Origin of the sequence: Pseudomonas fluorescens (genome assembly GCF_019212185.1) — a bacterium.
Lineage (GTDB): Bacteria > Pseudomonadota > Gammaproteobacteria > Pseudomonadales > Pseudomonadaceae > Aquipseudomonas.
This window is the reverse complement of sequence record NZ_CP078138.1, coordinates 5,270,066-5,289,905: the sequence shown is the minus strand read 5'-3', so window position 1 is coordinate 5,289,905 and position 19,840 is coordinate 5,270,066. Positions and strand designations below refer to the sequence as shown.

The window sequence follows — 19,840 nt, the reverse complement described above, 5'->3', positions numbered from 1 at the left end:
CGCATGTGATCCTTGCGCTTTTTTCCTCGAGGCTCGCTCCACCATGACTGTTTCATCGCGCACTATCCGCATCGCCGCCGCACTGTTGATCGCTGGGGATGGCCGTACGCTGTTGGTGCGCAAGCGGGGTACTGAGGCGTTCATGCAGCCTGGTGGCAAGATCGAAGCCCATGAACAACCGTTGCAGGCGCTAGTGCGTGAACTGCAGGAGGAACTCGGGCTGATCGTTGATCCGGCCCAGGCCAGTTATTTGGGAGCGTTTGCCGCGCCGGCGGCGAACGAGCCCGGTTTCACCGTCGAGGCCGAGGTGTTCCTGTTGCCCATCGAGCAGGCGGTCAGCCCTGAAGCAGAGATCGAAGAGGTGCTGTGGCTCGACCCGCATCAAGAGACTCAGGTACCGCTGGCCCCCTTGACGCGTGACCTGATCCTGCCGTTTTATTGCAACTCGTTACAGACCCCAGCCTGACTGTTCATTCACAAGGATGACGTGATGATTCCTGTCCACGATTTGCTGATCTTCGCCGCTGCCTCGCTGTTGCTGGTCCTGACACCGGGGCCAAACATGATCTACCTGATCTCGCGCTCGATCTGCCAGGGCCGCAAGGCGGGCGTGACGTCGTTGATTGGCGTGGTCGCGGGCTTCTTCGTGCACCTGTTCGCCGCTGCCGCCGGTTTGACCGCGGTGTTCCTGGCGGTGCCGATGGCGTATGAGGTACTGAAGTGGGCAGGGGCGCTGTACCTGTTGTGGATGGCCTGGCAAGCAGTCAAACCCGGCGCGCGCTCGCCGTTCGAGGCCCAGCAATTGCCGCCGGACTCGTCGCGCAAGCTGATGCTGATGGGCTTTTTCACCAGCGCGCTAAACCCGAAAATTGCGGTGTTCTACCTTTCAGTGTTCCCGCAGTTCATTAATCCGGAACACGGCTCGATCTTCTTCCAGAGTATCGCCCTGGGCCTGACCCAGATCAGCGTGAGCTTCACCGTCAACCTGCTGATCGCCCTGTTCGCGGCGGGTATCGCCTCGTGGTTCGTCAACAACCCGACGTGGCTGGCGGTGCAGCGTTACTTCATGGGGGCGGTGTTGGCGGGGTTGGCGGTTCGCCTGCTCTCTGAGCAGAAGCGCTGAGAGCGGTTTCAAGCGGCAAGCTAAAGCCCTACGAGTCACGCTTTAGCTTGCCGCTGTCATCTTGCCCCTGCTCTTAACGCACCACACTAACCCCATCCAACGTCGAAAACGATGTGTCCTTGGCCGTCAGCAGGAAGTCGCGCATGTAAGGCGCATCGAGCATGTCGGTGCGGATTGCCGCGTACAGGGTGGCGAACAATCCTTTTTCGCCCAGGCGCTTGGCCTTTACATAGCCCCGTGAGCTGTATTCATGCAGCGCCCAGTGCGGCATGCCGCAGACGCCGCGGCCGCTGGCGACCAGTTGCATCATCATCACCGTCAGCTCGGAGGTGCGCACTTGCGCGGGTTCGATATCGGCCGGTTCGAGGAAGCGGGTGAAGATGTCCAGGCGGTCGCGTTCCACCGGGTAGGTGATCAGGGTTTCGCTGAGCAGGTCTTCGGCGACGATGAAGGGCTTGCTGGCGAGGCGATGCTGGTTGGCCACGGCGAGCATCGCTTCGTAGGTAAACAGCGGCACGTAAGTGATCCCGGCCAGTTCCAGCGGGTCGGAGGTCACCACCAGGTCGAGGTCGCCACGGGCCAGGGCTGGCAGCGGGGCGAAGGAGAAGCCCGAGGCCAGGTCCAGTTCGACTTCCGGCCAGGCGTCGCGAAACTGGTCGATGGTCGGCATCAGCCATTGGAAGCAACTGTGGCATTCAATGGCCATGTGCAGGCGCCCGGCCGTGCCGCCGGCCAGTCGCGCGATGTCGCGTTCGGCGGCGCGCAGCAGCGGCAGGGTCGCATCGGCCAGTTGCAGCAGGCGCAGGCCGGCGCTGGTGAAACGCACCGGCTTGGTCTTGCGCACGAACAGCGGCATGCCCATGCGCTCTTCCAGTTCTTTGAACTGATGTGACAGGGCGGACTGGGTCAGGTGCAGGCGTTCGGCGGCTTCGACAAGGCTGTCGGCTTCGCGCAGGGCGTGCAGGGTCTTCAGGTGACGGATTTCGAGCACCGTGGCCTCCATGAATAAATTTTATGTTCAACGCGAAAACGTTGAGTTTGTCTCATGATGGGTCGGCTGTCGACAATAGGCCATCTTTTACAGGGAGCAATTCACCATGGCCTTGGCCCACACCCTCGGTTTTCCACGCATCGGCGCCGACCGCGAACTGAAAAAAGCCCTCGAAGCCTACTGGAAGGGCGACCTCGACCAGCAGGCCCTGCACAGCGTCGGCCGGCAACTGCGCGCCAGCCACTGGCAGTTACAGAAAGACGCCGGTATCGATTTGCTGCCAGTCGGCGACTTTGCCTGGTACGACCAGGTGCTGAGCCATTCGCTGGCTTTCGGGGTGATCCCCGAGCGTTTCGACAGCACCCGCGACGAGCGCGGCCTGCCGACCCTCGACACCCTGTTCGCCATGGCCCGTGGTGCTACCACCGGCTGCTGCGCCGAACACGGTACGGCGCAATACGCCCAGGAACTGACCAAGTGGTTCGACACCAACTACCACTACCTGGTCCCGGAGTTCAGCGCCGACCAGCAGTTCAGCCTGAGCTGGGAACAACTGTTCGATGAAGTCGAGGAAGCCAAGGCCCTGGGCCATACCGTCAAGCCGGTGATCATCGGTCCGTTGACTTACCTGTGGTTGGGCAAGGCCAAGGGCAACGCCTTCGACAAGCTCGACCTGCTGGAGCGCTTGCTGCCGCTGTATAACGAGATCCTTGGCCGCCTGGCCGCTCAGGGCGTGGAGTGGGTGCAGATCGACGAACCTATCCTCACCCTCGATTTGCCCCAGGCCTGGAAAAGCGCCTTCGAACGCGCCTACCACATCCTCCAGTATTCACCGCTGAAAAAACTCCTGGCGACCTACTTCAGCGGATTGCAGGACAACCTCGGGTTGGCGGTCGGCCTGCCGGTGCAGGGCCTGCACATCGACGCCGTGCGTGCCCCCGACCAACTGCTGCATGTGCTCGATCGCTTGCCGACCTACAAGATTCTCTCGGTCGGCCTGGTCAACGGGCGCAACGTCTGGCGCTGCGAGCTGGAGCCGGTGCTGGCGCAACTGCAATTTGCCCAGGAGCGTTTCGGCGACAACCTGTGGGTCAGCAGTTCCTGCTCGCTGCTCCACAGCCCGGTGGATCTGGAGCGTGAAGACAAGCTCGATCCGGAATTGAAAAGCTGGTTGGCCTTCGCCGTGCAGAAGTGCGGCGAAATTGCGGTACTGCGCGATGCCTTGAACGATCCGCAAGCGCCCAAGGTGCAAATGGCGCTGGCCGAAAGCCGGGCGATTGCCGCCAGTCGCGCCGAGTCGCCACGGATTCACAAGGCCGAGGTGCAGGCGCGGGTCAATGCGGTGACGGCTGCTGACAGTCAACGCCATTCAGCCTTTGCCCAACGTATTGAGCAACAGCGTGCCCGTCTGAAGTTACCGGCTTTTCCGACCACCACCATTGGTTCGTTCCCGCAGACGGGGTCGATTCGCCTGGCGCGTCAGGCATTCAAGCAAGGCAAGCTTTCGGCCAACGATTACACCGATGCCATGCGTCACGAAATCCGCCACGCCGTGCAGGTACAGGAGCGCCTTGGGCTGGACGTGCTGGTGCACGGTGAGGCCGAGCGCAATGACATGGTCGAGTACTTCGCCGAGCAACTCGATGGCTACCTGTTCACCCGGTTCGGCTGGGTCCAAAGCTATGGCTCGCGCTGCGTGAAACCTGCGGTCATTTATGGTGACCTGAGCCGCCCGCAAGCCATGACTGTCGAGTGGATCAGCTACGCCCAGCAGCAGACCGACAAGATCATGAAGGGCATGCTCACCGGCCCGGTCACCATGCTGATGTGGTCCTTCCCCCGTGAAGACGTGTCGCGCAAAGTCCAGGCGCAACAACTGGCCCTGGCGCTGCGTGACGAAGTGCAGGACCTGGAGGCGGCCGGGATCAAGATCGTGCAGATCGACGAAGCGGCGTTCCGCGAAGGCTTGCCGCTGCGCCGGGCGCAATGGCAGGAGTACCTGGACTGGGCGGTGGAGGCGTTCCGCCTGAGTGCCAGCGGGGTGCGTGACGAAACCCAGATCCACACCCACATGTGCTACAGCGAATTCAACGATGTGATCGAAGCCATCGCCGCCATGGATGCGGATGTGATCACCATCGAAACCTCGCGATCGGACATGGAGCTGCTGGAAGCGTTCAAGGCCTTCGACTACCCGAACGACATCGGCCCAGGCGTCTACGACATCCATTCGCCACGGGTGCCGGACACCGCCGAGATGGTCAAGCTGATGACCAAGGCCGTGCAGCGCATCCCGGCCGAGCGCTTGTGGGTCAACCCGGATTGCGGCCTGAAAACCCGCGCCTGGCCGGAGACCGAAGCGGCGCTGGTGAACATGGTGGCGGCGGCGCGGCAGTTGCGTACTCAGCTGGCGTAACAGGGTTATTGGTCATGGTCGACATCGCTGTCGGCCATGACCGTTCGGCGCCCTTCATCAAACTGTCACGCAACTGTGGCAGCGCGCTTGAACAAACATCATCAGACTCGCGTTCTACTGGGGTTCTGCGTTTCGGTGTTTTTTCATGGGTGCTGGTTTCTTTTCAAAAGTCTTTTTTCTAGCCGCGCTGTTGTTCGGCCTGCCAGCTCTGGCGGCCTCGCGTTGCGACGTCAACGTTCCTGTCGAGCGCGTCGATCTGGCCCAGCTCAGCCTGGCGTACCAGAGCATCGGACGGGCCTCGGATCCGGCATTGCTGCTGGTGATGGGCCTCGGTGGGCAGTTGATCCACTGGCCGGACGAGGTGGTGGTCGCGCTCTGTGAGCAGGGCTTTCGGGTGATCCGCTACGACAACCGCGACGTCGGTTTGTCGACCTGGCGCCAGGCTCCGGCCAGCGCCAACCTGACCTTCGAGGCGTTGCGCTACAAGCTCGGCCTGCCGGTTTCGGCGCCTTATACCCTGACCGACATGGCGGACGATGCCCTGGGCTTGATGGACGGCCTGCACATTGAACAGTTCCACGTGCTGGGCGCGAGCATGGGCGGGATGATTGCCCAGCATGTGGCTGCGATGGCGCCGCAACGGGTTGAAAGCCTGACATTGATCATGAGCAGTTCCGGTGCCGAAGGCTTGCCGGCACCCAACGCGGCGCTGGTGCAGTTGCTCTCGCGACGCAGCGCGCCGAACCGCGAGGTAGCGCTGGAGCAGCAGGCTGACTTGCTGGCGGCACTGGGCAGTCCGCAAGTGACTGATGACCGCCAGGCGTTGCTGCAGCAGGCGGCGCAGTCCTATGACCGGGCGTTCAATCCCGAAGGTGTGAAGCGGCAGATCATGGCGATCCTGGCCGAGCCGAGCCGGGTCACGTTGCTCAATCAACTGCGAGTGCCGACCCTGGTGGTGCATGGCACCGCCGATCCATTGCTGCCGGTGATGCACGGCATTCATCTGGCGGCGCACATCCAGGGCAGCCAGTTGAAACTCATCCCGGGGCTCGCCCATCGCTTCCAGGAAGCCTTCAAGGCGCCGTTGCTGGCAGCGGTGTTGCCCTATCTGCGGCAGCACCGCGAGGACACTTCGCATTGGGCGCAGATCGAGCCAGTGCGCGGGATCAACCTGCTCTGACGTCTCAGGCGTGGACCCTGACCCAGACGCTGACCAGCACGGTCGCGGCCATCAACCAGGCCACGGCGGCCACCGCCAGCGATGCTTCCAGGCGCATCTTGTCGACCATCACGTACAGGGTCGCCAGGTAGACGAAGTAGGGGATGATCGACCACATGCCAAACACAATGGTGGTCTTCAGGTCGTCCAGCGAACGGCCCTTGCCGACAATGTAGTGGGCAATCAGGGCGAAGGTCGGAAATAACGGTACCAGCCCAGCGATGTAATAGTTCTTGGTCTTGGCCAGTGCGGCGAGAATCACCACCACGGCGGCACCCAGTGCCGCTTTCAATAACAGATCCATGGTTATGCTCGCTGCGGGTTAGTGGCTGAGGCCGTATTTTTTGACTTTGTCGAACAGCGTGGTCTTGGCCATGCCCAATTCCAGGCTGGCCTGGGTCAGGTTGCCGCCGCTGCGCTGCAAGGCGTCGTTGAGCAGGTTGCGCTCGAAGGCTTCCACCGCCTCGGAAAACGCCAGGCCCTGAGCTGCGCCCGTGTTTCCAGACTTCTTGAACGCCGGCAGGCCCAAGGCGAAACGTTCGGCGACGTTGCGCAGTTCGCGCACGTTGCCCGGCCAGTCGTGGCTCATCAGGTTCGACAGGGTCTGGTTATCCAGCTCGGGCGCGGCACGGTCGAATCGCAGGGAAGACTGCTGTAGGAAGTGCTCGAACAATTGCAGGATGTCTTCGCGGCGCTCGCGCAGCGGCGGTAACTCCAGGGTCACCACGTTGAGGCGGTAATACAGGTCGCTGCGAAACTGGCCGGCACGTCCCAGTTCGTCGAGGTCGGACTTGGTGGCGGCAATCACCCGGCAGTCGACCGCCACGCTCTGGTTCGAACCCAGGCGTTCGAGGGTGCGCTCCTGCAGGACCCGCAGCAGTTTGATCTGCAGCGGCAGCGGCATGCTTTCCACTTCATCGAGAAACAGGGTGCCGCCGTTGGCGTGTTCGATCTTGCCGATTCGCCGTTTGCCGGCCCCGGTGAAGGCGTTGGCTTCATGGCCAAAGATTTCGCTTTCGAACAGGTTCTCCGGCAGGCCACCGCAGTTCAGGGCGACGAAGGGTTGCGCCTGGCGTCGACTGAAGTCGTGCAGGCAACGGGCAACCAGTTCCTTGCCGGTCCCGGTTTCGCCTTCGATCAGCACGTTGGCCGAGGTATCGCCGACGTTGGCGATCAATTCGCGCAGGTGCTGCATGGCCGGCGAACGACCGATGATGCGTCCTTCCAGCGAGTCGCGTTCGGCCAGTTGCCGGCGCAGCGAGCTGACTTCCCGGGCCAGGCCGCGCTGTTCAAGGGCGCGGCGGGCGACGTCCACCAGGCGTTCGGGGGAGAAGGGTTTCTCCATGAAGTCGTAGGCGCCTTTCTGCATGGCGCCGACGGCCATCGAGATGTCGCCGTGACCGGTGATCAGCACCACCGGCAAGCTGCGGTCGCGGGCCTTGAGGCGGCCGAGCAGTTCCAGGCCGTCGATGCCGGGCAGGCGGATGTCGCTGATGACGATCCCGGCGAAGTTATCGCCGACCAGCGCCAGGGCCTCTTCGGCGCTGCCGACACCGGTGCAGGGGATGTCTTCCAGGGCCAGGGCCTGCTGGCATCCGAGCAGGACATGGGGATCGTCTTCGACGATCAGCACACTAAGGTCGTTGTTCATATCGGCTCGGCAGGGTGAGGGCTTACCAACGGTAAACCGAGGACGAAGGCGGTACCACCGCTGACTGGGTGTTCGACGCTCAGGCTACCGCCGGTGGCGGCGGCCAGGCTCGCCGACAGGGTCAGGCCGAGGCCCAGGCCCTGTTCGCCGGGTTTGGTGGTGAAAAAGGGTTCGAACAAATGCTTGCGCGCTTCGGCGTCGATACCGTGACCGTTGTCGCGCACGCGCAAGCGGTACTTGCCCTCGACAACTTCGCCTTCGAGCCACAGCTCGGGCTGCGGTTGGGCCTGCATGGCGTCGAGAGCGTTACCGATCAGGTTGACGAGGATTTGCTCCAGGCGTGTCTGGTCGATTTGCACCTGTTGGTCAGTGAATGCTCGATGGATTTGCAACGGAGTACCGTCGAGGCGCCCCGCGAGCAATTGCAGGGCGGCATCCACGGCCTTGCCCAGGCTGGCCTGGCCCTTGTCATCGCCGCGTCGGGCGAAGGAGCGCAGGCTGGCAGTAATGCGACCCATGCGGTCGATCAATTCGTTGATGGTCTTCAGGTTGGCACTGGCGGTGTCCAATTGCCCGCGTTCGAGGAAGCGCACGGTGTTGCCCGACAGGGTGCGCAAGGCCGCAAGCGGTTGGTTCAGTTCGTGGGCGATGCTGGTGGACATCTGGCCGATGGCGGCCAGTTTGCCGGCCTGGATCAGTTCATCCTGGGCGCGGCGCAGGGTTTCCTCGGCCTGGCGCCGCTCGCGAATCTGGCCCTTGAGGCGTTCGTTGCTGGCGCGCAGATCGCTGGTGCGTTCGGTAATCCGTCGCTCCAGTTGATTGTTGGCTTCCTGCAGGGCCTCACGTGCGGCGAGGCGGGTAGCGATGACTTTGCGCCGCTCATTCCAGGCGATCAGCAGGAACGCCACCAGGGCAAAAGCCACGGCCACCAGGATGCCCTGATTGATGGCTTCGCGCCGCAGGTCCTGCAGCGGCGTGAGCAGGGTGAAATTCCACGGCGTGTCACTCAGCGGGCGCGTCTGCGCCAGGTAGCTGATGTCTTCGCCGTCGGACACCAGCTCGGCGTTGGCCGGAAAGGTCAGCTTCTCCATCCCTTCGGCCAGGCGCTCGCGGGCCAGCGGTTCCAGTTCGTTGAGGGGGAACCAGTAGTACTGCAGGCTGCGGGCCAGGCGTTCCTTGGTGTCTTCGCTCAGCGGGCGTACGGCCTTGAGGCGGCGCGCCGGATCGCTGGAGAGAATGATGATGCCGTTCTCGTCGCTGACGAACGCCTCCAGGCGCGCACGCTGCCAACGTTCTTCGAGGGCCTCAAGGCGCACCTTGACCACCGCGACGCCAATGATCTTGCCCTGCTCTTCGAGGCCGTGGGCCAGGTAGTAACCCGGTTCGCCATTGGTGCTGCCGATGCCGTAGAAGCGTCCGGGTTGGCCGCGTACGGCATTCTGGAAGTAGGCACGGAAGGACAGGTCTTCGCCGAGGTAGCTGTCGACATCGCGCCAGTTGCTCGTGGCCACGACCCGGCCCGTGGTGTCCATCACATAGATAGCCCGACTGCGGCTGCGCCGGTTAAGGCCTTCAAGGTAGGTATTGACCGCCTGCCGATGTTCCGGCGTCGGCTCGGCCAGTAACTGTGAAACGCTTGATTCGAGTTCCAGCAGGCTGGGCAGGTAGGTGTATTTGCTGATTTCGCTTTCGACCGCACGGGCGTGCAGTTCGAGCTGGCGTTGACCGTTTTCGCCAAGGCTGCGAATACCGTAGTGCTCGCTGACCCAGAAGCCGAGGTAGCCCAGCGCGCTCATCATCAGGATGATCAGCGGTGGCAGGAACAAGTGGCGAATCAGACGAGGTTTCACGGCGAGTGATGGCGGTGCGGCGCGATAAAGATTGGGGTCGCATTTCATCACAGATGCCTTGGGTCAACCACAACACTTGTATAGCCGCCACGCCCTCGTGTGGGAGCGAGCCTGCTCGCGAAGGCGGTCTGTCAGACACATTGCAGTTGAATGTGCTGCCGCCTTCGCGGGCAAGCCCGCTCCTACAGGGGGTTTGTGTATCGCTTAGTGCTGCAAAATCTTGTTGAGGAAGTGCTGGGTACGTTCGGCTCGGGAGTTGATGTCGCCGAAGAACTCTTCTTTAGGGCAGTCCTCGATGATTTTGCCGGCGTCCATGAAGATCACCCGATCGGCCACTTTGCGCGCAAAGCCCATTTCGTGGGTTACGCACATCATGGTCATGCCTTCGTGGGCCAACTGCACCATCACGTCCAATACTTCATTGACCATTTCCGGGTCGAGGGCCGAGGTCGGTTCGTCGAACAGCATGACGATCGGGTCCATGGCCAGGGCTCGGGCGATTGCCACACGCTGTTGCTGACCGCCTGAGAGCTGGCCCGGGTGCTTGTGGGCGTGTGCCGAAAGGCCGACGCGGTCGAGCAGTTGCAGGCCTTTCTTGGTGGCCTCTTCTTTGCTGCGACCCAGTACCTTGATCTGCGCGATGGTCAGGTTTTCGGTGATGGTCAGGTGCGGGAACAGCTCGAAATGCTGGAACACCATCCCCACCCGCGAACGCAGTTTCGGCAGGTTGGTTTTCGGATCGGCAATCGAGGTGCCATCGACCACGATGTCGCCTTTCTGGAACGGTTCCAGTGCGTTCACGCACTTGATCAGCGTCGATTTGCCGGAGCCGGAAGGCCCGCACACCACGATCACTTCGCCTTTCTTGACCTCGGTGCTGCAGTCAGTCAGCACCTGGAAGTCCCCATACCACTTGTTGATGTTCTTGATAGAGATCATACGGCGAACCTTTTTTGCAGACGCTTGACCAGCTGCGAGGCGGCAAAGCTGATGATGAAATACACGAGACCGGCGAAGACCAGGAACTCATTGGAGCGACCAATGATGTCGCCACTGGCGCGCGAGGCGTTGAGGAAGTCCACCAGGCCGACTGTGTAGACCAGCGAGGTGTCCTGGAACAGGATGATGCTCTGCTGCAGCAGCAGCGGGGTCATCTTGCGGAACGCCTGCGGCAGAATGATCAGGCGCATCATCTGGCCGTAGGTCATACCCAGGGCCTTGGCTGCACCCATCTGACCCTTGGGGATCGACTGCACGCCGGCCCGCACGATTTCACAGAAGTACGCGGCTTCGAACATCATGAAGGCCACGATGCAGGAGGCAAACGCGCCGATCGGGGTGTCTTCGCCGGTGATCCAGCGCAGCACGAACGGCACCGCCAGGTAGAACCAGGTGATCACCAGCAGCAGCGGGATCGAACGGAAGTAGTTGACGTAGGCGCCGGCAAAGTTCGACAGCAGTTTGTTGTGGGACAACCGCATCAAGGCCAGAACGGTACCGAGGATGAGGCCGCCGACGACGCCCAGCACCATCAGCTTGAGGGTCATCACCATGCCGTTCCACAAGCCGGGAATGGCCGGGATGATGCCACTGAAATCGAATTCCATTATTTACCCCCCACGGAGATCAGGCCGGGCACTGCGACTTTCTTCTCGACCAGGCGCATCAGCAACATCAGGCTCATGTTCAGGGTGAAGTAGATCAGCGTCGCCAGGGTGAAGGCTTCGAACAGGTTGGCGGAGAACTCGGCGGTCTGCTTGGTCTGCGCGAGCAGCTCCATCAGGCCGATCAGCGAGGCCACGGACGAGTTCTTGAAGACGTTGAGAAATTCCGAGGTAAGCGGCGGAATGATGATCCGGTAGGCCTGCGGCAGCAGTACATTCCAGTAGATCTGCGGCAGGCTGAAACCCATGGCGCGGGCCGCCGATTCCTGGCCGCGTGGCAGTGCCTGGATACCGGTACGTACCTGTTCGCAGACCCGTGCGGCGGTGAACAGGCCCAGGCACACGACAACGCTCAGGTAGGCCGAGGTGGTCGGGTTGAGGTCCTGTTTGTACCAGTCCTGCAGGTCTTGTGGCAGCAGGTCGGGCACCAGGAAGTACCAGATGAACAGCTGAACCAGCAGGGGTACGTTACGGAACAGTTCGACGTAGCAGGTCGCGATGCCTGACACGATGCGGTTCGGCACGGTGCGCATCACGCCCAGTACCGAGCCCAGCAGCAATGCAATGATCCAGGCCACGATGGCGATAGCGATGGTCCAGCCCAGCCCGGAAATGAACCAGTCGAGATAGGTCTCGCTGCCCACGCCGGTGGACTTGAAGAACACGCCCCAATCCCAGTTGTAATTCATTAGGGTCTCCCCTCAGATCAATCGATGTACAAGCACCTGCCTGGGGGAACTCCGTTCCCTCCTGGCGTAACGGCCAGGCACACGCGAGCGGCTCGACAGCCACCGGTTCGAGTGTTTCCAAAAATGCCAGCAGGTAGTGACAGTCTCCTGAAAGAGCGGCTGCCCTTTCAGGAGATAAGGTTAGTCAGAAATCAGGACTTCTTGTCGTCAGCCGCTTTGTCGGTCGGTGTGGCGATCAGGGCCTTGAGCTCGTCGCTCATCGGGAACTGCAGGTTCAGGCCTTTTGGCGGGATTGGTTGCTGGAACCATTTGTCATAGATCTTGGTGATATCGCCCGACTTGTAGGTAGCGACGATGGCGTCATCCACCGCTTTTTTGAACGAGGCATCGCCTTTACGGACCATGCAACCGTAGATTTCGTACGATTGTGGAGTACCGGTCACAGCCCAGTCGGCTGGCTTCTTGGCCTTGGCCATTTCACCGGCCAGCAATGCGTCGTCCATCATGAAGGCAACCGCGCGGCCCGATTCCAGCATCTGGAACGACTCGCCGTGGTCTTTGGCGGAGATGACGTTCATGCCCATCTGCTTGTCGGCGTTCATCGCTTTGAGAATGCGCTCGGACGTGGTGCCCGCGGTGGTCACGACGTTCTTGCCTTTCAGGTCAGCGAAATCCTTGTAGGTCGAGTCCTTTTTGGACAGCAGACGGGTACCGATTTCGAAGATGCCGACGGAGAAGTCAACTTGTTGCTGACGCTCTACGTTGTTGGTGGTGGAGCCGCACTCCAGGTCCACGGTGCCGTTCTGCACCAGCGGGATACGGGTCTGCGAAGTCACCAGGTTGTACTTGACCTGCAGGTTGGGCATGTCCAGGTCTTTTTTCAGCGCTTCGACGACGGCCAACTGGATGTCGTGGGAGTAGCCGACCGGTTTACCGGAAGCATCTGCAATGTAGGAAAACGGGATGGAAGCGTCGCGGTGGCCCAGGGTGATGGTGCCGGACTCTTTGATCTTCTTCAGTGTGCCGGTGAGCTCGGCGGCGAAAACTGGCGTGCTGATCAGTGCGGCAGCAATGGCTGCGCCCAGGATGTGGGGAACGATACGCATCAAATTTTCCTCGACATTGTTTTTTTTATGGGGCCAGTTCTTCGGCCCTCTTGTGCAGCGGAATGCCTGTCGGGCTCCTGAAGAGATTGCGCATCAGGCATTCGTTCAGAGTGTAGAGCATGAGTCGTGCCAAGCCAGTACAAACTGTTTAAATCATTGATTTATAAGGATATTAAATATTTATGGCGGTAAAAAACCAGACGTTTGATCCGGTTAACCGAATTGACCCACAGGTCGCGTTCGGAAAACCGAATGGATTTGTCCTGGATTAGGTTTGCGGAATGTAAAAAGCCCCTGAATCGTGAGAAACAGGGGCTTGGTCGGGATTGGCTGGTGAATCAGGCCGCTTCGATTTTGCGCCGATTGACGTGAACCTTGTCCAGGTACAACTGCACCTTGGCCTGTTCGTCTGCCGTGGTGAACAGTCCCAGTTTGCTGCGTCGCCAGAGAATGTCGTGAGCGGTGGTGGCCCATTCGTCACTGCATAGATAGTCGACTTCGCGGCTGTACAGCCCGCCACCCAAGTGTTCGCCCAAATCGTTGAGGTTTTCCACGCCTTCGAGCATGCGCCAGGTGCGGCTGCCGTAGGTGGTGGCCCAGCGTCGGGCGATTTCCGTCGGGATCCAGTCGAACTTGTCGCGAATCAATGCGCACAAGGCTTGTGGGGTGCTCATCTGTTCACCGCCTGGCAGGCTGGCCTGCGCGGTCCAACTCGGTTTCATCTGGGTGAAGTACGGTGCCAACTGCGCCATGGCCGATTCGGCCAGCTTGCGGTAGGTGGTCAGCTTGCCGCCGAACACTGAGAGCAAGGGCGCTTCTTCGCCACCACCAGACAGCGCCAGGGTGTAGTCGCGGGTGACGGCCGAGGGATTGTCGGATTCGTCGTTGCACAGCGGACGAACGCCGGAATAGGTGTGCAGGATGTCATCGCGGCTTATTTGTTTCTTGAAATGCGCATTCACCACCTTGATCAGGTAGTCGGTTTCGCCCTCGGTGATCGTGACGTTTGCCGGGTCGCCGGTGTATTCACGGTCGGTGGTGCCGATCAGGGTGAAGCGATTGAGGTAGGGAATGGTGAAGACGATGCGCTGATCTTCGTTTTGCAGAATATGCGCGTGTTCGCCTTCGTAGAGTTTCGGCACGATCAGGTGACTGCCCTGGATCAGGCGAATGCCGTAGGGCGATTCCATCTTCAGATCGTCGCGGATGAATTTGGCTACCCAGGGACCGGCGGCGTTGACCAGGGCCTTGGCGCGAATCGACAACAGGCTGCCGTCGGCCCGCTCCAGGTGCAGGTGCCACAGTCCCTTGCTGCGACGGGCGCTGACGCACCGGGTACGGGTGTGGATATGGGCACCTTTTTCGCGGGCGGCCATGGCGTTGAGTACCACCAGGCGGGCGTCGTCGACCCAGCAGTCGGAGTACTCGAAACCCTTGGTGATTTCGCTTTTCAGCGCGCTGTCGGCGCCGAACTTGAGACTTTTCGAGCCCGCGAGCTGTTCGCGCTTGCCCAGGTTGTCATACAGGAACAGGCCGGCGCGGATCATCCAGGCCGGACGCAGGTGTGGGCGGTGCGGCAGCACGAAACGCATCTGTTTGACGATGTGCGGAGCCTTACGCAACAGGACTTCCCGTTCGGCCAGGGCTTCGCGCACCAGGCGGAACTCGTAATGTTCGAGGTAGCGCAGCCCGCCGTGGATCAACTTGCTGCTGGCGGACGAGGTGTGACTGGCCAGATCGTCCTTTTCGCAAAGGAACACCGAAAGCCCGCGACCGGCGGCATCTGCTGCAATCCCGACGCCATTGATTCCGCCACCGATAACGGCGATGTCATAGATCTCGGCGAGTGGGGGCGTCAGGGGAGAAGTGGGCATCGGCAAGCCTCAGGCATTTTGATTATCTGTATTGGAATTCGAACATTAATGTTCATTTGTGAAAATGGTAGCCGATAAAGACGCCCGCAGCCAGTCGACTTCGATTGAAAAAACTCATCGAAGGGCGAGAAAGGAAAAATTACGAACATTGAACAGGCAGCATGCTCCTGTGGGGGAGCATGCAGAGGGAGTGGGTTAAACGACTTCCAGGCGGATCTTGTGTTGGTTCAGCAATTGCGCCAGTGCCGGCACCGGTTGCTGATCGGTTACCAGGCAGTCGACCAGGCTGATGGGACCCAGGCGAATCATCGCGTTGCGTCCGAATTTGCTCGAGTCGGCAGCGAGTATCACTTGACGGGCATTGGCGATGATCGCCTGGGAGACCCGTACTTCTTGATAGTCAAAGTCCAGCAGGCTGCCGTCTTCGTCAATCCCGCTGATGCCGACCAGGGCGTAGTCGACCTTGAACTGATTGATGAAGTCGACACTGGCCTGGCCGACCACGCCACCATCACGGCGCACAGTGCCACCCGTCAGCAGGACATCGAAGTCGTCCTTGGCGCTGAGCATCGAGGCCACGTGCAGGTTGTTGGTGATGATCTTCAGGTGATTGTGATTGAGCAGTGCCCGGGCAATGGACTCGGTGGTGGTGCCGATATTGATGAACAGCGAGGCATGATCGGGAATCTGCTTGGCGATGGCTTCGCCGATGCGCTGTTTCTCGTCGCGCATCTGGTCGGCGCGCATGGCGTAGGCGGTGTTTTCGACGCTGGAATCATAAGCGGCGCCACCATGATAGCGGCGCAGTAAATTGTCTTCGGCCAACTGATTGATATCGCGGCGAATGGTCTGCGGGGTGACAACGAACAGTTGGGCCATTTCCTCGATGCTGACGTAGCCGCGTTCGCGGACCAATTCGAGGATTTGCTGCTGACGGGGAGGCAGATTCATGGGCGTCCTTTGGGCTGCCGTGCAAAATTTGCCCATGATGCCGCAGGAATCTGCTTCCGACCAGTTACATGCCGATACGAGTTCGCTGGATGGCTTATTCAGCGCCTTCGTGGGGCTCCCATTCACGAGTACGGCTGACGGCTTTCTTCCAGCCTGCGTAGAGTTTTTCCTTCGCCGCTTCATCCAATTGCGGCTCGAATTCGCGCTCGATCACCGCCTTGCCGCGCAATTCGTCCAGGCTGCTCCAGAAACCACACGCCAGCCCAGCCAGGTAGGCCGCGCCGAGGGCTGTGGTCTCGCGCATTTGCGGGCGCTCGACCTGGGTACCGAGAATGTCGGCCTGGAATTGCATGAGGAAGTTATTGGCCACCGCGCCGCCATCCACGCGCAGGGCTTTGAGACGTTCGCCGGAATCCTGTTGCATGGCGTCGAGGACGTCGCGGGTTTGGTAGGCAATCGATTCCAGCGCTGCGCGAATGATGTGGTCGACACGTACGCCGCGAGTCAGGCCAAACAGTGCGCCTCGGGCGTAAGGATCCCAGTAGGGGGCGCCGAGGCCGGTGAAGGCCGGTACCAGGTAGACGCCATTACTGTCCTTGACCTTGTTGGCGAAGTATTCGGTGTCGTGGGCGTCATTGATGATTTTCAGTTCGTCGCGCAACCACTGCACGGTGGAACCGCCATTGAATACCGCGCCTTCCAGGGCGTAAGCCACTTCGCCGCGAGGACCGCAGGCGATGGTGGTGAGCATGCCGTGACTGGATTTGACCGCTTTGCTGCCGGTGTTCATCAACAGGAAGCAACCGGTGCCGTAGGTGTTCTTCGCCTGGCCGGGCTCGACGCACATCTGGCCAAACAGCGCAGCCTGCTGATCGCCGGCGATACCGCCGATGGCGATGCCGCTCTTGGTGTGGCCGTAGATTTCCGACGAGGATTTCACTTGCGGCAACATCTCACGAGGGATGTCCAGCAGCTCCAGCATCTTCGCATCCCACTCCAGGGTGTGGATGTTGAAGAGCAGGGTGCGCGAGGCGTTGGTGTAGTCGGTGACGTGGGTTTTGCCGCCGCTGAATTTCCAGATCAGCCAGCTGTCGACGGTGCCGAACAGCAGTTCGCCGTTGCGGGCGCGCTCACGGCTGCCTTCGACGTTGTCGAGAATCCACTTCAGCTTGGTGCCGGAGAAGTAGGGGTCGGTGACCAGGCCGGTGGTTTCGCGGATGTATTGCTCGTGGCCGTCGCGTTTCAGTTGTTCGCAGATTTCGGTGCTGCGCCGGCACTGCCAAACGATGGCGTTGTAGATCGGTCGACCAGAGGTCTTATCCCAAACCACCGTGGTTTCCCGCTGGTTGGTGATACCGATGGCCGCGACCTGGTCATGGTGCAGGCCCGCTTGCGCCAGGGCCTCGACCATCACGGCGCTCTGGGTGGCGAAGATTTCCATCGGGTCGTGTTCGACCCAGCCGGCTTGCGGGTAATGCTGGGCGAATTCGCGTTGGGCGGTGCAGACCACGTTGGCGTCACGATCGAAGATGATCGCCCGCGAACTGGTTGTACCCTGATCAAGGGCAATGATGTAGTTCTTATTCTGTATGTCGGTCATGTCGATTGCCTTGGACGAAAATAAGGAAGTGGAGCGGGGCGCATGATCGGTTCTGGGCAGTATCACGCGCCGCCGTTATCAGGAAGTTCGTGTTTTGCCATCTATGGCAGGTTGTGCATCTGTTGTAGCAGGTACAGCGCCTGGCAGGTGGCGTGCAATCAGCCCGCGATAGGCTGCGGCGCCAAGGCATGCACCGACGATCGGCGCGAAAATCGGAATCAGAAAGTACGGAATATCCCGGCCGCCAGTGAGGGAAATTTCACCCCAGCCAGCGAAGAAAGTCATCAGTTTAGGACCGAAGTCCCGCGCCGGGTTCATCGCAAAACCGGTCAGCGGGCCCATCGAGCTGCCGATCACGGCAATCAACAGACCAATTAACAGAGGCGCCAGCGGGCCTTTCGGCAGGCCGTTGTTGTCATCGGTCAACGACATGATCACGCCCATCAGGATCGCGGTGATGATCACTTCTACCAGGAATGCCTGACCGGTAGACAGAACAGGGTTGGGAAAGGTTGAGAACACCGAAGCCAATTCGAGGCTGGCCTGACTGCCACGGACCATGTGATGGGTCTGTTCGAAATCGAAGAACAAATTGCTGTAAAGCGTGTAAACCAACAACGCTCCGCAGAAGGCTCCGGCGACCTGGGCGAAAACATAGAATGGCAGTTTGCGCTTTTCGAAGTCTGTGAAAACGCACAGGGCGATGCTCACAGCCGGATTCAAGTGGGCGCCGGAAACACCGGCCGTCAGGTAGATCGCCATGCTCACGCCGACGCCCCAGATGATGCTGATTTCCCACAGGCCAAAGCTGGCGCCCGCGACCTTGAGGGCTGCGACGCAACCGGTACCAAAAAATATGAGGAGGGCGGTGCCCAGGAACTCGGCCATGCATTGGCTCGAGAGCGAGGGTTGTTGTAAAGCAGTTGTCATCGAAAACCTCGTTTTTGTTGTTGTCTGGCGCTCGCTCGGCAGGAGTGAGCGCGATGTTCACCGAGGCAGGATCCCCATCCTGTTCCCGGTTTACTGCTGAGGGTGCGAGGTGGGAATCTTCGCACATTATTCAGAAACGAAAAAATATAGACAAGAAACGCTGCTGTCAAAGGTCGAAAGTGAACTGTCGGTCACAATGGAACTATTCGTCGGGTGAATGGGCGAATGTCCTACAGTCTGAGAGGGCCACATTTGCCAGCGCCTTCGGCTCCAGGTCCCGGTTTCAAGGCTTTACATAGAGCCTTTCGGCAATCGATGACCTAGAATCCAGTCCAGCATTTCTTACATTTGCCCGGCTTGGAGTTGCCATGACCCCCGCATTGGACCTGTTGAAAAAAGTTCGTGCCGAACATCGAGTGCACAGTTACGAACATGATCCTAAATCGGCTTCGTATGGGCTGGAGGCGGCGGAAAAGCTTGGTCTGGATCCGGCACAGGTGTTCAAGACGCTGCTGGCCGCCAGTGAAAAAGCCGAGTTGCTGGTGGCAGTGGTGCCTGTCGCCGGCAGCCTCGATCTCAAGGCGCTGGCCCATGCCGCAGGGGTGAAGAAGGTCGAGATGGCCGACCCGGCGGCGGCGCAACGTGCGACTGGCTACCTGTTGGGTGGCATCAGCCCGTTGGGGCAGAAGAAACGCCTGCGTACCTTTATCGACAGCAGCGCCCAGGGCTTTGCGACGATTCATGTCAGTGCCGGACGTCGTGGGCTGGAGGTTGAATTGGCGGCTTCAGTGCTGGCCGAACATACCCAGGGCAAGTTCGCGGATATAGGCCGCGCCTGACGTTCAGCCTGTATGGTGAAAAACGCCTTGCTCTGTCACTGTCTGGCGCCGTTTCAGTGCTGCATGCTTGCATCTGCCTACATAACAAGGAGAGCAATAATGGCGTTAGCCTTCCATCAGGTCGATGCATTCAGTGACCGTCCGTTCAGCGGCAACCCGGCGATGGTCTATCGGCTCGATGCCTGGCTCAGTGATGAGCTGATGCAACGCATTGCTGCCGAGCACAATCTTGCCGAGACCGCGTTTGTCGTACGTGAAGGGCAGGCCTGGCATATCCGCTGGTTTACCCCGACTACCGAGGTGCCGTTGTGCGGCCATGCGACCTTGGCCAGCGCTTATGTGTTGTTCAATATCTACAAGGAACCGGCCGAGCGTCTCGACTTTATCTGCAAGTCCGGGCCATTGAGCGTGACGCGCGAAGACGGGCGCCTGTGGCTGGACTTCCCGGCGATCGCACCGCCCGCTGTGGCGGCCAATCCGCAGATCGCCGAGGCGCTTGGGGTGCAGCCGGTTGAAGTTCTGGGTACCAATCAATTGTTCGTGGTGCTGGACTCGGAGCAGGCGGTACGCGAGTGTCGACCGGACATGGCGGCGCTGGCGAAATTGCCATGGCTGGGCGCGATCGTCACCGCTCGCGGCGACCGGCATGATTTCGTCTCGCGCTTTTTTGCGCCGGCGATCGGCATCAATGAAGACCCGGTCACCGGTTCGACCCACTGCCTGTTGATTCCGTATTGGGCGCAGCAATTGGACAAGCTCAGCCTGACGGCCTACCAGTGTTCTGCGCGGGGTGGGGAGTTGTTTTGCCGGCTGGAAGGTGAGCGGGTGAAGATCGGTGGCGATGCGACGCTGGTGGCCAGCGGCACGTTGCATCTGGATTGAAGTGTGGGAGCGAGCCTGCTCACGAAGGCGGTGTGTCAGGCAATGGTTACTGAGG

At 60.4% G+C, this 19,840-nt stretch carries 18 protein-coding genes; 6 read left to right on the top strand and 12 right to left on the bottom strand.

Going from position 1 to position 19,840, the window contains the following annotated elements; translation table 11 throughout:
* Positions 1–43: 43 nt before the first annotated feature.
* Both KW062_RS23700 and KW062_RS23695 read left to right on the top strand, forming a co-directional pair.
* Positions 44–466 carry an NUDIX hydrolase gene (locus tag KW062_RS23700; RefSeq protein ID WP_027619704.1) on the top strand — a complete coding sequence of 141 codons (423 nt, stop codon included), beginning with the start codon at positions 44–46 and terminating at the stop codon, positions 464–466.
* Positions 467–490: 24 nt separating this feature from the next.
* Complete coding sequence (locus KW062_RS23695; RefSeq protein ID WP_027619705.1) at positions 491–1,123, top strand: LysE family translocator; 633 nt, start codon at positions 491–493, stop codon at positions 1,121–1,123.
* Between the two features lie 73 nt (positions 1,124–1,196).
* Here the strand turns inward: KW062_RS23695 and metR are convergent, their stop codons facing one another.
* Positions 1,197–2,114 carry a transcriptional regulator MetR gene (metR, locus tag KW062_RS23690; protein ID WP_027619706.1) on the bottom strand — a complete coding sequence of 306 codons (918 nt, stop codon included), beginning with the start codon at positions 2,112–2,114 and terminating at the stop codon, positions 1,197–1,199.
* A 106-nt stretch (positions 2,115–2,220) separates the two neighbouring features.
* On the opposite strand from metR, the gene metE reads away from it, so the two are divergent.
* Positions 2,221–4,530: a 5-methyltetrahydropteroyltriglutamate--homocysteine S-methyltransferase gene (gene metE, locus KW062_RS23685; RefSeq protein WP_105753918.1), complete on the top strand. Its 2,310-nt coding sequence runs from the start codon at positions 2,221–2,223 to the stop codon at positions 4,528–4,530.
* 145 nt (positions 4,531–4,675) lie between these two features.
* On the top strand, positions 4,676–5,710 hold the full coding sequence (locus KW062_RS23680; RefSeq protein ID WP_105753917.1) for an alpha/beta fold hydrolase: 1,035 nt from the start codon (positions 4,676–4,678) through the stop codon (positions 5,708–5,710).
* A gap of 4 nt (positions 5,711–5,714) precedes the next feature.
* Here the strand turns inward: KW062_RS23680 and KW062_RS23675 are convergent, their stop codons facing one another.
* The 11 genes from KW062_RS23675 to KW062_RS23625 all read right to left on the bottom strand — a co-directional run bounded on the left by KW062_RS23675 (position 5,715) and on the right by KW062_RS23625 (position 18,064).
* Positions 5,715–6,053 (bottom strand): GlpM family protein, encoded by a 339-nt coding sequence (locus KW062_RS23675; RefSeq protein ID WP_027619709.1) that lies wholly within the window; start codon positions 6,051–6,053, stop codon positions 5,715–5,717.
* A gap of 18 nt (positions 6,054–6,071) precedes the next feature.
* Positions 6,072–7,400 (bottom strand): sigma-54-dependent transcriptional regulator, encoded by a 1,329-nt coding sequence (locus tag KW062_RS23670; RefSeq protein ID WP_027619710.1) that lies wholly within the window; start codon positions 7,398–7,400, stop codon positions 6,072–6,074.
* Positions 7,397–9,298 carry a sensor histidine kinase gene (locus KW062_RS23665; protein WP_027619711.1) on the bottom strand — a complete coding sequence of 634 codons (1,902 nt, stop codon included), beginning with the start codon at positions 9,296–9,298 and terminating at the stop codon, positions 7,397–7,399. The genes KW062_RS23670 and KW062_RS23665 overlap by 4 nt, the downstream gene beginning before the upstream one ends.
* A 156-nt stretch (positions 9,299–9,454) precedes the next feature.
* A complete protein-coding gene (locus KW062_RS23660; protein WP_027619712.1) occupies positions 9,455–10,189 on the bottom strand; it encodes an amino acid ABC transporter ATP-binding protein in 735 nt (244 codons plus the stop codon).
* A complete protein-coding gene (locus tag KW062_RS23655) occupies positions 10,186–10,857 on the bottom strand; it encodes an amino acid ABC transporter permease (RefSeq protein ID WP_027619713.1) in 672 nt (223 codons plus the stop codon). Before KW062_RS23655 ends, KW062_RS23660 begins: the two co-directional genes overlap by 4 nt.
* Positions 10,857–11,603: an amino acid ABC transporter permease gene (locus KW062_RS23650; protein WP_027619714.1), complete on the bottom strand. Its 747-nt coding sequence runs from the start codon at positions 11,601–11,603 to the stop codon at positions 10,857–10,859. Before KW062_RS23650 ends, KW062_RS23655 begins: the two co-directional genes overlap by 1 nt.
* A gap of 191 nt (positions 11,604–11,794) precedes the next feature.
* Entirely contained in the window at positions 11,795–12,709 is a 915-nt protein-coding gene (locus tag KW062_RS23645) for a glutamate/aspartate ABC transporter substrate-binding protein (protein WP_027619715.1), read from the bottom strand.
* Between the two features lie 338 nt (positions 12,710–13,047).
* A complete protein-coding gene (glpD, locus tag KW062_RS23640; RefSeq protein ID WP_105753916.1) occupies positions 13,048–14,583 on the bottom strand; it encodes a glycerol-3-phosphate dehydrogenase in 1,536 nt (511 codons plus the stop codon).
* Positions 14,584–14,778: 195 nt separating this feature from the next.
* Entirely contained in the window at positions 14,779–15,534 is a 756-nt protein-coding gene (locus KW062_RS23635) for a DeoR/GlpR family transcriptional regulator (RefSeq protein ID WP_105753915.1), read from the bottom strand.
* 94 nt (positions 15,535–15,628) lie between these two features.
* Positions 15,629–17,134: a glycerol kinase GlpK gene (gene glpK / locus KW062_RS23630; protein WP_027619718.1), complete on the bottom strand. Its 1,506-nt coding sequence runs from the start codon at positions 17,132–17,134 to the stop codon at positions 15,629–15,631.
* A 78-nt stretch (positions 17,135–17,212) separates the two neighbouring features.
* Positions 17,213–18,064, bottom strand: coding sequence for an MIP/aquaporin family protein (locus tag KW062_RS23625; protein WP_105753914.1), 852 nt, complete (start codon positions 18,062–18,064; stop codon positions 17,213–17,215).
* Positions 18,065–18,432: 368 nt separating this feature from the next.
* Here KW062_RS23625 and ybaK point away from each other — a divergent pair, with 368 nt between their 5' ends.
* Complete coding sequence (gene ybaK, locus KW062_RS23620; RefSeq protein WP_027619720.1) at positions 18,433–18,903, top strand: Cys-tRNA(Pro) deacylase; 471 nt, start codon at positions 18,433–18,435, stop codon at positions 18,901–18,903.
* 99 nt (positions 18,904–19,002) lie between these two features.
* On the top strand, positions 19,003–19,785 hold the full coding sequence (locus KW062_RS23615) for a PhzF family phenazine biosynthesis protein (protein ID WP_027619721.1): 783 nt from the start codon (positions 19,003–19,005) through the stop codon (positions 19,783–19,785).
* Positions 19,786–19,840 lie beyond the last annotated feature (55 nt).

What these genes read in the sequence shown, in the direction of transcription:
- KW062_RS23700 (WP_027619704.1), top strand. Translation starts at nt 44, where the DNA reads ATGACTGTTTCATCGCGCACTATCCGCATCGCCGCCGCACTGTTGATC.
- KW062_RS23695 (WP_027619705.1), top strand. Translation starts at nt 491, where the DNA reads ATGATTCCTGTCCACGATTTGCTGATCTTCGCCGCTGCCTCGCTGTTG.
- metE (WP_105753918.1), top strand. Translation starts at nt 2,221, where the DNA reads ATGGCCTTGGCCCACACCCTCGGTTTTCCACGCATCGGCGCCGACCGC.
- KW062_RS23680 (WP_105753917.1), top strand. Translation starts at nt 4,676, where the DNA reads ATGGGTGCTGGTTTCTTTTCAAAAGTCTTTTTTCTAGCCGCGCTGTTG.
- KW062_RS23675 (WP_027619709.1), bottom strand. Translation starts at nt 6,053, where the DNA reads ATGGATCTGTTATTGAAAGCGGCACTGGGTGCCGCCGTGGTGGTGATT.
- KW062_RS23670 (WP_027619710.1), bottom strand. Translation starts at nt 7,400, where the DNA reads ATGAACAACGACCTTAGTGTGCTGATCGTCGAAGACGATCCCCATGTC.
- KW062_RS23665 (WP_027619711.1), bottom strand. Translation starts at nt 9,298, where the DNA reads ATGAAATGCGACCCCAATCTTTATCGCGCCGCACCGCCATCACTCGCC.
- KW062_RS23660 (WP_027619712.1), bottom strand. Translation starts at nt 10,189, where the DNA reads ATGATCTCTATCAAGAACATCAACAAGTGGTATGGGGACTTCCAGGTG.
- KW062_RS23655 (WP_027619713.1), bottom strand. Translation starts at nt 10,857, where the DNA reads ATGGAATTCGATTTCAGTGGCATCATCCCGGCCATTCCCGGCTTGTGG.
- KW062_RS23650 (WP_027619714.1), bottom strand. Translation starts at nt 11,603, where the DNA reads ATGAATTACAACTGGGATTGGGGCGTGTTCTTCAAGTCCACCGGCGTG.
- KW062_RS23645 (WP_027619715.1), bottom strand. Translation starts at nt 12,709, where the DNA reads ATGCGTATCGTTCCCCACATCCTGGGCGCAGCCATTGCTGCCGCACTG.
- glpD (WP_105753916.1), bottom strand. Translation starts at nt 14,583, where the DNA reads ATGCCCACTTCTCCCCTGACGCCCCCACTCGCCGAGATCTATGACATC.
- KW062_RS23635 (WP_105753915.1), bottom strand. Translation starts at nt 15,534, where the DNA reads ATGAATCTGCCTCCCCGTCAGCAGCAAATCCTCGAATTGGTCCGCGAA.
- glpK (WP_027619718.1), bottom strand. Translation starts at nt 17,134, where the DNA reads ATGACCGACATACAGAATAAGAACTACATCATTGCCCTTGATCAGGGT.
- KW062_RS23625 (WP_105753914.1), bottom strand. Translation starts at nt 18,064, where the DNA reads ATGACAACTGCTTTACAACAACCCTCGCTCTCGAGCCAATGCATGGCC.
- ybaK (WP_027619720.1), top strand. Translation starts at nt 18,433, where the DNA reads ATGACCCCCGCATTGGACCTGTTGAAAAAAGTTCGTGCCGAACATCGA.
- KW062_RS23615 (WP_027619721.1), top strand. Translation starts at nt 19,003, where the DNA reads ATGGCGTTAGCCTTCCATCAGGTCGATGCATTCAGTGACCGTCCGTTC.